Annotated in this window: 13 protein-coding genes; all 13 read right to left on the reverse strand. The window is 64.3% G+C overall.

The genetic code is table 11. The features are described 5' to 3' along the window. Positions 1-88: 88 nt before the first annotated feature. Positions 89-1,015: a F0F1 ATP synthase subunit gamma gene (atpG, locus tag BDW41_RS17745; RefSeq protein WP_074550151.1), complete on the reverse strand. Its 927-nt coding sequence runs from the start codon at positions 1,013-1,015 to the stop codon at positions 89-91. 91 nt (positions 1,016-1,106) lie between these two features. Further along, positions 1,107-2,657, reverse strand: coding sequence for a F0F1 ATP synthase subunit alpha (gene atpA / locus BDW41_RS17750; protein WP_074550149.1), 1,551 nt, complete (start codon positions 2,655-2,657; stop codon positions 1,107-1,109). Positions 2,658-2,773: 116 nt separating this feature from the next. Then, positions 2,774-3,307, reverse strand: a complete 534-nt coding sequence (locus tag BDW41_RS17755) for a F0F1 ATP synthase subunit delta (protein WP_074550147.1) — start codon at positions 3,305-3,307, stop codon at positions 2,774-2,776. 3 nt (positions 3,308-3,310) lie between these two features. Then, positions 3,311-3,781: a F0F1 ATP synthase subunit B gene (locus BDW41_RS17760; protein WP_074550145.1), complete on the reverse strand. Its 471-nt coding sequence runs from the start codon at positions 3,779-3,781 to the stop codon at positions 3,311-3,313. Positions 3,782-3,864: 83 nt separating this feature from the next. After that, positions 3,865-4,152: a F0F1 ATP synthase subunit C gene (gene atpE, locus BDW41_RS17765; RefSeq protein ID WP_074550143.1), complete on the reverse strand. Its 288-nt coding sequence runs from the start codon at positions 4,150-4,152 to the stop codon at positions 3,865-3,867. Positions 4,153-4,228: 76 nt separating this feature from the next. Continuing rightward, positions 4,229-5,062 (reverse strand): F0F1 ATP synthase subunit A, encoded by an 834-nt coding sequence (gene atpB / locus BDW41_RS17770; protein WP_074550141.1) that lies wholly within the window; start codon positions 5,060-5,062, stop codon positions 4,229-4,231. 3 nt (positions 5,063-5,065) lie between these two features. Further along, positions 5,066-5,431: an ATP synthase subunit I gene (locus BDW41_RS17775; RefSeq protein ID WP_074550139.1), complete on the reverse strand. Its 366-nt coding sequence runs from the start codon at positions 5,429-5,431 to the stop codon at positions 5,066-5,068. A gap of 245 nt (positions 5,432-5,676) precedes the next feature. Beyond that, positions 5,677-6,072: a phasin family protein gene (locus BDW41_RS17780; protein ID WP_074550137.1), complete on the reverse strand. Its 396-nt coding sequence runs from the start codon at positions 6,070-6,072 to the stop codon at positions 5,677-5,679. A gap of 153 nt (positions 6,073-6,225) precedes the next feature. After that, positions 6,226-6,588 carry a 6-carboxytetrahydropterin synthase QueD gene (gene queD / locus BDW41_RS17785; protein WP_074550135.1) on the reverse strand — a complete coding sequence of 121 codons (363 nt, stop codon included), beginning with the start codon at positions 6,586-6,588 and terminating at the stop codon, positions 6,226-6,228. A gap of 36 nt (positions 6,589-6,624) precedes the next feature. After that, positions 6,625-7,437, reverse strand: coding sequence for an aldose epimerase (locus BDW41_RS17790; RefSeq protein ID WP_343125770.1), 813 nt, complete (start codon positions 7,435-7,437; stop codon positions 6,625-6,627). Next, a complete protein-coding gene (locus tag BDW41_RS17795; RefSeq protein ID WP_074550131.1) occupies positions 7,430-8,455 on the reverse strand; it encodes a glycoside hydrolase family 43 protein in 1,026 nt (341 codons plus the stop codon). The genes BDW41_RS17790 and BDW41_RS17795 overlap by 8 nt, the downstream gene beginning before the upstream one ends. Before the next feature lie 22 nt (positions 8,456-8,477). Next, complete coding sequence (locus BDW41_RS17800; RefSeq protein WP_074550129.1) at positions 8,478-9,956, reverse strand: MFS transporter; 1,479 nt, start codon at positions 9,954-9,956, stop codon at positions 8,478-8,480. Positions 9,957-10,087: 131 nt separating this feature from the next. Then, positions 10,088-13,012 carry a TonB-dependent receptor gene (locus BDW41_RS17805; protein ID WP_074550357.1) on the reverse strand — a complete coding sequence of 975 codons (2,925 nt, stop codon included), beginning with the start codon at positions 13,010-13,012 and terminating at the stop codon, positions 10,088-10,090. Between the last annotated feature and the right edge of the window lie 307 nt (positions 13,013-13,319).

Consider the following 13,319-nt stretch of genomic DNA (forward strand, 5'->3'; position numbering starts at 1 on the left):
CCCAATCATGGTCGCGTGGTTTTTTTGTGAAGAGTGCGACCATGGATGATCGCCTTTTGACTTTCGCGGTCACGGATGACCGCACTCATTAAACCGCCGCGGCGCCGCCCACGATTTCCGAGATTTCCTGGGTAATCGCAGCCTGACGCGCCTTGTTGTAGATCAGCGTCAGTTCGCCGATCACCTTGTTGGCGTTGTCCGACGCCGCCTTCATTGCGACCATGCGCGCGGCATGCTCGCTGGCGAGGTTTTCCAGCACGCCCTGGTACACCACCGACTCGATGTAGCGACCCAGCACGAACTCCAGCACCGTGGCGGCGTCGGGTTCGTAGATGTAGTCCCAGTCGTGCTTCTGCTCGAGCTTGAGGCCGGCCACCGGGAAATCCGGCGAATTGGGCTTGCCTTCACCGCTCACCATTTCCTCGGCCACCACCGGCAGCGGCAGCAGCGCGTGGATCGACGGCTTCTGCGTCATGGTGTTGACGAAGTCGTTGTGCGCCAGGAACACGCGGTCCAGCTTGCCGCCGGTGTAGGCGTCCAGCATCACCTTGATCACGCCGACCAGGTCCTCGACCTTGGGCTTCTCGCCCAGATGCGTGGCGCTGCCGATCAGGTTCACGCCCTTGAGGCGGCGGAAGAACTGCACGGCCTTCTGGCCGACGGCGACGACGTCGATCTCCGCGCCCTTGTCCTGCCACTCGCGGATGACCGGGAGCAGGCGGCGGAACAGGTTGGAGTTCAGGCCGCCGCACAGGCCGCGGTCGGTGCTGATGACCAGGAAGCCGACGCGCGCGACCTTCTCGCGCTCCTGCAGGAACGGATGGCTGAAATCCGTGCTGGCCTGCGCCACGTGCGCGATCACCTTGCGCATGGCGCGCGCATAGGGACGCGAGGCCTTCATCAGATCCTGCGCCTTGCGGATCTTCGAGGCCGAGACCATTTCGAGCGCGCGCGTCACCTTGCGCATGTTCTGCGTGCTCTTGATCTTGGTTTTGATTTCGCGTCCGCTTGCCACGTTTGCCTCAACCTAGTGGGTTAGTGCGATCCCGGCGTTCTTTGCCGGAGTGCTGTACGGCCGTCTGGACGGCCGTACACCCTATTACTGCTTACCAGCTGCCGGTCTTCTTGTACTCGTCGAGCGAGGACTTGAAGGTGGCTTCGATCTCGTTGTTCCAGTCACCGGTGGCGACGATCTTCTTCATCAGCTCGCCGTGGTTCTGGTGCATGAAGGCGTGCAGGCCCTTCTCGAACGGCAGCACCTTGTTGACCGGCAGGTCGTCGAGGTAGCCCTTCTCGGCGGCGTACACCGACAGCGCGAGTTCGGCGATGGAGAGCGGCGCGTACTGCGACTGCTTCATCAGCTCGGTCACGCGCTGGCCGCGGTCCAGCTGGGCGCGGGTGGCCGGGTCCAGGTCCGAGGCGAACTGCGCGAACGCAGCCAGCTCGCGGAACTGCGCCAGGGCCAGCTTCACGCCGCCGGACAGCTTCTTCACGATCTTGGTCTGGGCGGCACCGCCCACGCGCGACACCGAGATACCGGCGTTCACGGCCGGGCGGATGCCGGCGTTGAACAGGTCGGTTTCCAGGAAGATCTGGCCGTCGGTGATCGAGATCACGTTGGTCGGCACGAACGCGGACACGTCGCCGGCCTGCGTTTCGATGATCGGCAGCGCGGTCAGCGAGCCGGTCTTGCCCTTCACTTCGCCGTTGGTGAACTTCTCGACGTACTCCGCGGAGACGCGGGCCGCACGCTCGAGCAGGCGCGAGTGGAGATAGAACACGTCGCCCGGGTAGGCTTCGCGGCCCGGCGGGCGCTTGAGCAGCAGCGAGATCTGGCGGTAGGCCACGGCCTGCTTGGACAGATCGTCGTAGATGATCAGCGCGTCTTCGCCGCGATCACGGAAGTATTCGCCCATGGCGCAACCGGCGTACGGCGCGATGTACTGCAGCGCGGCCGACTCGGACGCCGAAGCCACCACCACGATGGTGTTGGCCAGCGCGCCGTGCTCTTCGAGCTTGCGCACCACGTTGGCGATGGACGAGCGCTTCTGGCCGATGGCGACGTAGATGCACTTAATGCCGGAATCTTTCTGGTTGATGATCGCGTCGATGGCCAGCGCGGTCTTGCCGGTCTGGCGGTCGCCGATGATCAGCTCGCGCTGGCCGCGGCCGATCGGGATCATCGAGTCGACGGACTTGTAGCCGGTCTGCACCGGCTGGTCGACCGACTGGCGCCAGATCACGCCCGGCGCGACCTTTTCGATCGGCGAGCTGGTCTTGGCGTTGAGCGGGCCCTTGCCGTCGATCGGGTTGCCGAGGGAGTCGACCACGCGACCCAGCAGCTCCGGACCGGTCGGCACTTCGAGAATGCGGCCGGTGGTCTTGGCGGTGTCGCCTTCGCGCAGATGCTGGTATTCGCCCAGCACCACGGCGCCGACCGAGTCACGCTCGAGGTTCAGCGCCAGGGCGAAGGAGTTGCCCGGCAGTTCGATCATTTCGCCCTGCATCACGTCGGCCAGGCCGTGGATGCGCACGATGCCGTCGGACACGCTGATGATCGTGCCTTCGTTGCGTGCTTCCGCGCCGAGCTTGAACTGCTCGATGCGAGTCTTGATCAGTTCGCTGATCTCGGACGGGTTCAAGGTGGAGCTGGACATGGGTCGATATCCTGAAAATTTAGAAACGAGTTAAGAGTAGTGAGCAGTGAGTGAGAGCGGCGGCATCGCGGTTGCGTAACCTCTCGTTTCCCACTTCTCCCCGCTCTTTTCCGCTCTCAGTGCGTCAGCGCGCGGGTCATGCGCGCCAGACGTCCACGGGCGGAGCCATCGATCACTTCGCTGCCGGTGTCGATCACCACGCCGCCCAGCAGCGAGGCGTCGACCTGGGTTTCCAGTTCGATCTCGCGCTTGAAGCGGCGCTTGAGCGACGCCTTGAGCTGCTCGGCCTGCGCCGCGTCCAGGGCGAAGGCGCTGGTCACCTTGACCAGCAGCTGCGACTCGGACTCGCGCTTGTACTGCTCGAACAGCTCGGCGATTTCCGGCAGCAGCGCCATGCGGCGGTGCTCGGCCAGTTCACCCAGGAAATGGCCGAACGGCGTATCGGCGCCCATGCCCTGCGGCAGGTGCAGCGCGACGAGCTGTTCCGGCGACACGCGCGGGTCGTTGCCGAAGCCGGCCACGCGCGCGTCCTTGGCCACTTCCGCGGCAAAGGCCAGCGCCTGCGACCATGCGCCAAGCGAGCCGGCCCCATGGGCCAGCTCGAAGGCAGCACGCGCGTAGGGGCGGGCGAGGGTGATTGCCTGCGCCATGGCTTAGATCTCGGCCACGAGCTGGTCGAGCATCGCCTTGTGGGCGTTGGCGTCGACTTCGCGCTGCACGATCTTCTCGGCGCCCTGGACGGCCAGGCGGCCCACCCAGCCACGCAGCTCTTCGCGCGCGCGCTGCTGCATGCTGGCGACTTCCTCGGCGGCGTTGGCCTTCACGCGGTTGGCTTCGCTGATCGCTTCGGCGCGAGCCTTGTCCACGATCTGGTTGGCCTGCTGCTGGGCGCGCTCGATGATCTCGTTGGCCTGCTGGCGGGCCTGCTTGATCTCGTTGGCGACCTTGGCGTCGGCGTCCTTCAGCTCGGCGCGCGCCTTCTCGGCGGCGGCCAGGCCATCGGCAACCTTCTTCTGGCGTTCTTCAATCGCGTGATTGAGCTGCGGCCAGATGAACTTGGTGGTGAACCAGACCAGGATGGCGAAAGAGACCATCTGGCCCAGGAAAGTCAGATTGATATCCATGAGCTTTCCGATTAACTCCGGTAACGCGTTAAACCGCCAATCGCCGCAGCGGATGTCCGCTGCGACGACTCAATTCGCGCCGATTAGTGACCGACGGCGGCCTGCACGGCCGACAGCAGCGGGTTCGAGAACGCGAACAGCAGCGCCACGGCCAGGCCGATGATGAACGCCGCGTCGATCAGGCCGGCGAGCAGGAACATGCGGCCCTGCAGCAGCGGAACCAGTTCCGGCTGACGGGCGGCGGACTCGAGGAACTTGGAACCCATGATGGCGATGCCCAAGCAAGCGCCCAGAGCGCCGAGGCCAATGATGATGCCGATGGCGATGGCGGTCAGGCCCTGCACATGGGTAAGAAGTTCGGCGACGTTCATGGAATTCTCCTGTGGATCTTTCTAAAGAGTGATAAAGGCAAAGCGGTTTAAAGCGGAACCGGATGAAACAAAAACCTCAGTGATGCTCACGCGCCGTGGCGATGTACACGATGGTCAGCATCATGAAGATGAAGGCCTGCAGCAGGATGATCAGGATGTGGAAGATCGCCCATGCGGTGTTGAACAGCACACCCGGCAGGAAGCTGATCCAGCCCGCGAACAGGCCCGCGATCAGCATGAACACCAGCTCGCCACCGTACATGTTGCCGAACAGTCGCATGGCGAGCGACACCGGCTTAGACAGGTATTCCACGACGTTGAGCAGGAAGTTGAACGGCACCAGGATGGCGACGACGACCGGGTTGTGCGCGTGGAACGGCGCGGTCATCAGCTCCTTGCCGAAGCCCAGGCCGCCCTTGGCCTTGATGCCGTGGCCCAGCACGATGAAGAACACGGCCAGCGCCAGGCCCACCGTGGTGTTGATGTCGGCGGTCGGCACCCAGCGGAAGAAGGTGTGATGGGCCGCTTCGGCGCCGGCGGCGGTCTTCACCGTCCAGCTCGGGGCGTCCAGCGGCAGCAGGTCCATCGCATTGAGGAAGGTCACCCACATGAAGATCGACAGCGCCAGCGGCGTCACCGTGCGGCGGTCGCCGTGGAAGGTGTCCTTCACCTGGGTGTCGACGAACTCCACGATCAGCTCGACGAAGGCCTGGCCCTTGGACGGCACGCCCGAGGTGGCCTTGCGGGCCTTGAGCCAGAACCACAGGCAGAACACGGCACCCAGCAGGAAGGCCACCAGGATCGAGTCCAGGTGGATCTTCATGAAGGCGCTGTCACCCAGGCTCACCGTGTTGTGGTGAAGGTGATGCTGGATGTATTCGGTTAGTCCGCCCTGCGGCTCGCTTGCCATGTGTTAGCCCTTGAATCTGAACGCCAGCAGATTTATTGCGTAAGCAGCCACCAGCCCCGTGATGGCAGCTAGTGGCGGTAATTTCCATTGACCCAGGATCGCGACGAGCCCTCCGCCGATCACGATCCATTTCAGGACCATACCTGACATCACGCGCCACATCGTCATGCCGCCGCTGCCCAGCCCCCTGAAGGTACGCCACGCCAGAAGCGCCGTACCCAGCGCCACGAGTGTGGCGCCTGCAGCGGCCGCCAAAGCTTGGCGCGGCCCCTGCAAAAGGAAGCTGAGAGCCAGGCCCCCCGCCACGGCAAGCTGCAGCAAGATAATGCGCAGCGCCAGACGACGACCGGAAGCAAGACTGTTGATCACGTGACGTTCCCGCGCGGCTTCGCTCTAGGCGGCACCGAACCAGCTACGGGCCACGGTCCAATCCCAAAAAGTATATCAGCGAGGCATTTAGAGCGACAAGCCGCGCTTGCCGCGGCATCTTGTCAACGGCGATTTCGTTCACGAATCCCTTGGATCGTGAGAAATCGCGGATAGAAAAAGGGCCGGACATCCGTCCGGCCCTTTGACGCAACTGGGGGGAAGAGGCGCTGCGTCTGCAAACGGTCTTACTTGGCGGCCGCGGCGGCCTTCTTCACAGCGGCCACCGGCGCCGACACGGCGTCGTTGGCGGCCTGCTGCTGCTCCTGCACGAGCGCGCTCAGCGACTCGGCGGTCTTCTGCGTCACGGCGATGATTTCCTGGGTGACGGCGACGGCGCGCTCGGCGTTTTCGCGGCCGGCGGCGGCAGCCTTTTCCCACAGGGCGCGCAGGCCGTCGACATCACGGGTTTCCAGGGCGCCGCTGATGAACTCGGCGGCGGCTTCGGACTGCTTCTCCAGCGCGCGGATCTGCAGTTCGGCGACCTGCTCCAGGCCCTTGAGGGCCACCGACTGGGCCTTGAAGGCGCTGTCGGCAAGCTGCTTGGCGTAAGCAAAAACCTGGGCATTCAATTGCTGCGTCATGACTTGGTCCCTCGGCGGGATTGGGGGTAGTGGCATACACCCTATCAAGTCATTTTGTGCAATGCAATATAATTTTCCTGAATGGATCGATCTGACTCAAAAAATTCAAGATTACCAATCCATTACAGTCAAACGCCAGGATACTGCGACGCGTCAAAAACTGGCGCGGCTGCAGCTGGCACCGGAGGTACAGGTCTCGTGCACGACCACCTTGTCCAGGCCCGGCAAGGCCGGCTGCAGGCGCTTGAAGATCCAGCGGCAGAGCATTTCGCTGGTCGGGTTCTCCAGGCCCTCGATGTCATTCAAGTAATGATGATCAAGCTGGTCGAACAGCGGCGCGAACGCGGCCTTGACGTCGGCGAAGTCCATCACCCAGCCCAGCGTGGGGTCGGGCTCGCCCTCGACGTGGATCTCGATGCGGAAGGAATGGCCGTGCAGCCGCGCGCACTTGTGGCCCGGAGGCACGTTCGGCAGGCGGTGGGCCGCCTCGATGTGGAATTCTTTGAAGATATGCATGCGGGCATTCTAACGCCTCGCCCGCATGCCGCCCCGTTATAGCCAGTCCAGCTGGAACCACGCGGAGAGCGTTTCGCCCGGCGCGAGGTAGTGCGCCAGGCCGAGATTGACGGCATCGGGCGGCCCGGTCTGCGGTTCCACGCAGGTCGCGTGCGCCGGTTCGTCGTAGACCACCCAATGATCGCAATTGGAGGTCAGGCGCAATGCCTGCCCGGCGCGATGCAGCTCCACCGGTTGGGCGTTGACGAAGCAATCATCCCACGGCGGCAGTGGTGGATCGACCAGCGGCAGGCACGCGATGCCTTCGTCGTCGCGCGGATAGGCGCGTGCCGGCGTGAACACCAGGCGATCCGGTTTGAGGAACCAGGGATGCCAGCCCAGCGTCACCGGCATGCCGTGCGCGCCCGCCGTCACGGCAAGCTCCATGCGCAGCGCATGTTCCGAGACGTGGAAACGCTGGCGCGCCATGCCGCCGAAGGGCCAACGCGCGTCTTCCGGCAAGGCCAGCGACAAGGCGGCTTCATGCGTGCCGTGGGCATCCACCTGCCAGGGCGCCGCAAAGCCCACGCCGTGGATGGCGTGCGCGCCCAGGTTGAGCGGCAAAGCGAAACGCTGTCCATCGAAGCCGAATCGACCGTGCCGGATGCGCCCCGCCCAGGGCAGCATCGGATAGCTGCCCCACGCGATCATCTCCGGATGGCCATCGTCGTGGCCCACCAGCCACTCGGCGCCCGCGTAGCGAATCTGCGCCACGCGCCCGCCTGCCGATGGCGCGATCACCACGCTCAGGCTGCCGCGCCCGATATGCAACAACTCGCCGGGAGCCATCGGCGCCAGCGCACTATCCACGTGCACCGCCATAGGGATCGATGCGTCGGATGCTGCCGTCGGCCTCGTACGTGAGCTCCGTCATCTTGATCGAACGCAGGTGCGTGACGCCGCCCGACAGCAGGGCGTCGTGATAGAACAGGTACCACTTGCCGTCGATCTCGCAGATCGAGTGGTGCGTGGTCCAGCCGACGACTTCGCTGAGGATGGTGCCCCGGTAGGTGAAGGGGCCGTACGGATGGTCGCCGGTCGCATAGCACAGCAGGTGCGTGTCGCCGGTGGAGTACGAGAGATAGTAGGTGCCGCGATACGTGTGCATCCACGGCCCTTCGAAATAACGCCGCGCATGGTCGCCCGCACGCAGCGGTTCGCCGGCCTCGTCGAGGATGACGATCTCACGCGGCGATTCGGCGAACTGCTTCATGTCATCGCTCAGCCGGGCGATGCGGGGACCGAGCGCCGGCTCGTGCGATGCCGGTTCCTCGTTCGCTTCCGCATAGCTGTTGTCGCGGTACTTCTGCAGCTGGCCGCCCCAGATACCGCCGAAGACCATATAGAACGCGCCGTCGTCATCACCGAACACGGCCGGATCGATGGAATAGCTGCCGGCGATGGCCTCCGGCTCAGGCACGAACGGACCTTCCGGGCGCTCGCCCACCGCCACGCCGATCTGGAACAAACCATTGGCGCGCTTGGCAGGAAAATAGAGGTAATAAAGACCATCCTTCGCGGCGGCATCGGGCGCCCACATCTGCCGTTGGGCCCAGGGCACGTCCCTCACATGTAGCGCGACGCCGCAATCGATAGCTTCGCTGTCCGGCGAATCCATGCGGAAGACGTGGTAGTCCTCCATGCAGAAATGGTCGCCGTTGTCGTTGAAGGGCACGCCGCCCTCGATGTCGTGCGAAGGGTAGATGTAGATCTTGCCCTCGAACACATGCGCCGACGGGTCGGCCGTGTAGATGTGCGTCACCAGCGGCTGGGAAATGGCCCTGGCGGCCAGCGACGACAGATCGTCCGGGGTCGTTTCATCCGTCATGCAAGGATTCCGATATGCGGTTTCAGGAGGCCGCGGCCAGGCGGCGCGCGCCCAGTTCCTGCTCGATGCGCAGCTCCAGGGACTTGTCGATGCGGTACAGGAACAGCAGCGCCACCGCGAGCAGGAAGGGCAGGGAGCAGAACACGCTGACGGTGAGGCGGATACCGTTCACCACGGCGGGCGATTGCGTCGCCGCCTCCGCCACGTAGCCGTAGTGCGCGAGGATGCCGGCCACCAGCGCGCCACCCACGCTCAGGCCCACCTTCAATCCGCACAGCATCGCCGAGAAGATGATGGCCGTGGCGCGCCGCCGGTTGCGCCACTCCGAGTAGTCCGCCACGTCCGCGATCATCGCCCACAGCAGTGGAATGGTGATGCCGTAGAAGAAGCCGTGAAAAACGTAGGACAGCACCACCAGGCCGATCGCATCGGGCGGATACGCGCAGAACGCCAACAGGAACAGCGTGGAGGCAAACAGTGCGCCGCCGAATACGTCGCGCTTGCCGAACCGGTCCGCCAGCCGCTTGGAAAAGCCGATGCCGACGATCATGAAGATGATGCCCAGCGCGTTGAACACGCTGAAGGCGGAAGTCGGCGCGTCCTTGGGCCAGCGGAACTCGGTGAGTCCCGCGCCGGCCAAGGCGTGGTTCAAGCCCGCGATGAAGGCATTGAACCCGACCCTGTCGAGGAAGGCGGCCAGCTGTGTGCCGTCCAGGTAGTACTTGAAGTAATAGATGTACATGCCGCCCTTCAACGCGAGGTTGATGAACAGCAGCACGGTGATGGCCAGCATGATCTGCCACGGCCGGTTGCGCAGCAGGTCGCCGAGATCCTCGCCGACGCTGGACGACTGCTCCTTCGCCGGCACGATGCGCTCGCGCGTGGTGAAGAAGGTGATGAGGAAGAACACCGTGCCGACGACGGCGAAGATCGTCATGGTATTGTGGAAACCGCGCGCCTTGTCACCGTCGCCGAGAATCAGCACCAGCGGCAGCAGCAGCACCTGGATGACGAACTGCGCGATCATCACCGCCACGAAGCGGTACGACGACAGGCTGTTGCGCTCGGCCATGCTGCCGGTGAGCACGCCGCTCAGCGCCGCATAAGGCAGATTATTGGCCACGTACACCAGCACCAGCAGCGTATAGGTCGCCATGGCGTAGGTGATCTTGCCCTCCACGCTGAGCGACGGCGTACTGAAGGCCAGCAGCGACAGCGCACCAAACGGCACCGCCGTCCACAGCACCCAAGGACGGAACTTGCCCCAGCGCGTGCGCGTGCGATCCGCCACCAGGCCCATCACCGGCGTGAACACGAAGGCGCCGAGCAGCCCCACCACGAAGATGATGGCCGCCGCCGTGCCCGCCGGAATGCGGAACACGTCGGTGTAGAAGAACGCCAGAAAGGTCACCAGCGTCTGGAAGATCAGGTTCGCGGCGAGGTCGCCGAGGCTGTAGCCGATCTTCTCGATGACCGATAACGATTGCGAAGAGTTGTTCATGCGCGTCTTTCGATACCACGACAGGTCAGAAACAAGGTGACGCGCCACCGAAGTGCCGACCCGCCACACGTCGCGGCCCGGCCGGCGGAGAACGCCGGGCGGGCCGCGGATGTTTCATGCACGAGCGCCGATCAGAACGTCCCGCGTATGCCCAGCATGATCGTATAGCCCGGCGTGTAGTACGTATACGCCGCGTTGTTGTACGTGAGCGTCTGGCGGAAGTTGGCCTTGGTCATGTTGATCACGTTGAAGGTCAGCGTCGGCTTGGACATCCACTGCGCGAACTGGTAGCTGGCGGAAAGGTCCAGCTGGCCGCGAGCGTCCGTCTTGATCTGCGCGAAAGGCAGGCCGTTCTGGTTCGCGGTGGAGCTGACCTGCGCCGAGTTCCAGGTGTAGGACAGGCGAACCATCGCGCCGTAGTTTTCCCAGTACGTGGTCACGTTATAGGTGTGCGGAGACACACCAATGGCCTGCGCCGGCACACCGCTGCCGATGCTCTTCTGCGAGGTGACGGTGTAGTTCGCCTGCACGCCCAGGCCCTTCACCACGAAATCCAGCGGCTGCACCCAGTTCGCTTCCGCGCCCTTGATGAACAGCGTGCCGTCCGCGTTAACCTGCTGCGACACCTGCACCATCGCCTGCGACGGGCCGCCGCGCAGGTTGATCGCCTGCTGCTGCGTGTCGGTGAGCGAGGAGAACGGAATGCCCATCTGGGAGAACGGAACCAGGTTGGTGCCGCTGACCGTGAAGCCCTTGATGCGCTTGCCGAACAGATCCAGCGCGAGGTAGCCCTCGTTGCCGGTGTACCACTCGCCGCCGAAGTCGAGGTTGGTGGACAGGTACGGCGCCAGCTTCGGGTTGCCCTGCGTGGCGATTTCCGCCGCCGGGTCGCTGAAGTTGGTGTTGGGCACCATCGCGCTGGGATCGGGGCGCGTCAGCGAGCGCGACGCGGCCAGTCGCAGCACCACGTCGTCGGTGGCATTGAAGGCGGCGTTGAACGACGGCAGGTAGTAGCCGTAGGTGTTCTTCAGCGTGACGTACTGCAGCTGTCCGCCGATGCTGGAGGGGCCGGCAATGGTCTGGTCGGTGGCCGCGTGGCGCACGCCGCCGTTGACGCGCAGCTCGTGGCCGCCCAGGTCCCACTTGCCGTTGCCTTCGAGGTACCACGCCCAGGTGCGTTCCTCGATGTTGCCCGCGTTGGCGCCGCTGGCCGCCGCCGTGGTGAGCGGCGCGGTGGCGTTGAGGTAGTCGTAGTTGGTCGCCGCCATCAGCGCGGCATAGTCGATGGCGATGAAGCCATCCTTGCCCGGCTTGATGTACTGCGACCAGCCATTGGCGCCCACAGCGGCCTGCACGGCGCTGGCCCAGGCCGCCGAGTTGTCGTAGGCCTTGATCTGGCGGCTGATGTCGTCGTACGCGATGCCGGTGCGCAGGTTGTTGCTGTCGTCGCCCCACTGCAGGTCCCAGCGGGTGCCCTTGTTGTCGGTGGTGCGCGTTTCGTTCTGGATGTTGACGCGGTAGTACTGCCAGCCCAGGTTCGGATCGTTGAGGTTCACGCTGGGCGTGATGGTCGGGTACTGGCCGCCGGTGTTGTTGTAGTTCACCGAGATGTTCTGGTTCAGCGGGGTCTGCACGTCGATCGACGGTGCGTACTGCCGGTACCAGCTGCGCTGCGTGTAGGCCTGGAAATCCAGCTTCACGTCGCCATCGGAACCCAGCAGCAGCGTGCCGCCCGGGTTGATGTTGTAGAACTTGGTGTGCTGGTCGTACGGGCGGTCTTCCAGGAAGTACTGCGCGTTGGCGAAGTTGGCCTGGGTGACCACGTCGTTCTGGTCGACCTGCATGTTGGTCGGGATCAGCTGTCCGCTGCGGCCGATCAGGTTCATGTCCAGGCGGTCGAAGTGCTTCTCTTTCTGCGAGAACAGCGTATCCAGGTAGAAATGCGCTGCGTCGCTCGGCCGCCACTCGAACGAGGCCATGGCCGATTGATGGTCGTTGGTGCCGTGCGTGTAAGCATCGCGGCCCAGTCGCGGGATGAGCGCGTTGGCGAGCTGCGCGGTGGTCAGGCCTGGGTTGTGCGCGAGCAGCCAGGCGTTGTTGATGGCCTGACCCTGCGTCAGGCCCAGGCCCGCATTGGCCGGCACCGTGCCGGGAATGACCCAGCTGCCGCCCGCCGGGCTGCAATGGCCGCTGGCGTTGCCGCACTGCGCGGCGGTGAGTTGCGGCGTGGTCCAGCCCACGGTTTCGAAGCCCTGCACGTCGTAGTCGCTCTTGGACGCGGTGTAGCCCACCGTCGCGCCGAAGGTGCCTTCCTTGTTGGTCCAGCTGCCGATCAGCGAGCCGCGCGGCTTCACGTCCTTGCCGATGGACTGGTACTGGCCCTGCAGCGAGTACGTCAGGTGCGTGCCCGGATTGTCGAACGGACGCGTGGTGCGCATGTCGACCACGCCGGCCACGCCGCCTTCGGTCATGCTGGGCGTCGGCGTCTTGTTGACCGTGAGCTGGGTGAAGAACTCGGTGGGCAACAGGTCCAGATCGACCTCGCGGTTCTGGTTCTGCGAGTTCAGGCCGCCAGCGGACGCCACGGCGAGCTGGTCGCCGTTGAGCATGATCTTGGTGAAGTCGGTGCCCAAGCCGCGGATCTGCACGTTCACGCCTTCGCCGTCGACGTCGCGCGTCAACTGCACGCCCGGTACGCGGTTCAGCGACTCTGCGATGTTGGTGTCGGGAAACTTGCCGATGTCTTCGGCGTACACCGAATCGGTGACGTTGGTGGCGTCGCGCTTGGCGTCGGTCTGGAACTGGATACTGTTGCGGTAGCTGCCGCTCACGTTCACGGCGCCGAGCGTCTTGGTCTGCTCGGGGTTCTGCGTGTTGGCGTTCTGTCCGTCGGTGGTGGCCGCCTTCTTGTCCTGCGGCTTGGCCGGATTCTGCGACGGCGTCTGGGACGGTGTCTGCGATGCGGTCGCATCCTGCGCCTGCGCGGTCCCAACCACGCCCAGCAAGGCAAGACTCAACGCATGCGACAACACGGTTCTAGCGATACGGGCCTGCACCATACTCCCCTCTCGATTCTGTTGGCGAAATCGCCCCCCGAGCGCCCGTTGGGCGCCCGCCGATTCCTTAGATGTGCTGCAAATCCTCCGCCGGACCATGCCTCCCGTCTCGGCGCGGAGAAAAGGTAGCGCTAACAATATCGACCCGCACGCTGCAGGGCAGCATGCCCTTCAGGTATGACGAAATAGGCCTGAAAGTCGGCCTAAACAGGCATTTTTGCGATGTGCATCCGCACAACGAAACGAAAGTGACATTCGGCGAAGGCGGTGACAATAATGGTAGCGCTATCAATTTTGATGGCGACGC

It is taken from the genome of Dyella sp. AtDHG13, assembly GCF_003201105.1.
Classification (GTDB): Bacteria; Pseudomonadota; Gammaproteobacteria; order Xanthomonadales; family Rhodanobacteraceae; genus Dyella; species Dyella jiangningensis_B.

What these genes read in the sequence shown, in the direction of transcription:
- BDW41_RS17755 (WP_074550147.1), bottom strand. Translation starts at nt 3,307, where the DNA reads ATGGCGCAGGCAATCACCCTCGCCCGCCCCTACGCGCGTGCTGCCTTC.
- atpE (WP_074550143.1), bottom strand. Translation starts at nt 4,152, where the DNA reads ATGAACGTCGCCGAACTTCTTACCCATGTGCAGGGCCTGACCGCCATC.
- atpA (WP_074550149.1), bottom strand. Translation starts at nt 2,657, where the DNA reads ATGTCCAGCTCCACCTTGAACCCGTCCGAGATCAGCGAACTGATCAAG.
- BDW41_RS17795 (WP_074550131.1), bottom strand. Translation starts at nt 8,455, where the DNA reads ATGACGGATGAAACGACCCCGGACGATCTGTCGTCGCTGGCCGCCAGG.
- queD (WP_074550135.1), bottom strand. Translation starts at nt 6,588, where the DNA reads ATGCATATCTTCAAAGAATTCCACATCGAGGCGGCCCACCGCCTGCCG.
- BDW41_RS17800 (WP_074550129.1), bottom strand. Translation starts at nt 9,956, where the DNA reads ATGAACAACTCTTCGCAATCGTTATCGGTCATCGAGAAGATCGGCTAC.
- BDW41_RS17780 (WP_074550137.1), bottom strand. Translation starts at nt 6,072, where the DNA reads ATGACGCAGCAATTGAATGCCCAGGTTTTTGCTTACGCCAAGCAGCTT.
- atpB (WP_074550141.1), bottom strand. Translation starts at nt 5,062, where the DNA reads ATGGCAAGCGAGCCGCAGGGCGGACTAACCGAATACATCCAGCATCAC.
- BDW41_RS17760 (WP_074550145.1), bottom strand. Translation starts at nt 3,781, where the DNA reads ATGGATATCAATCTGACTTTCCTGGGCCAGATGGTCTCTTTCGCCATC.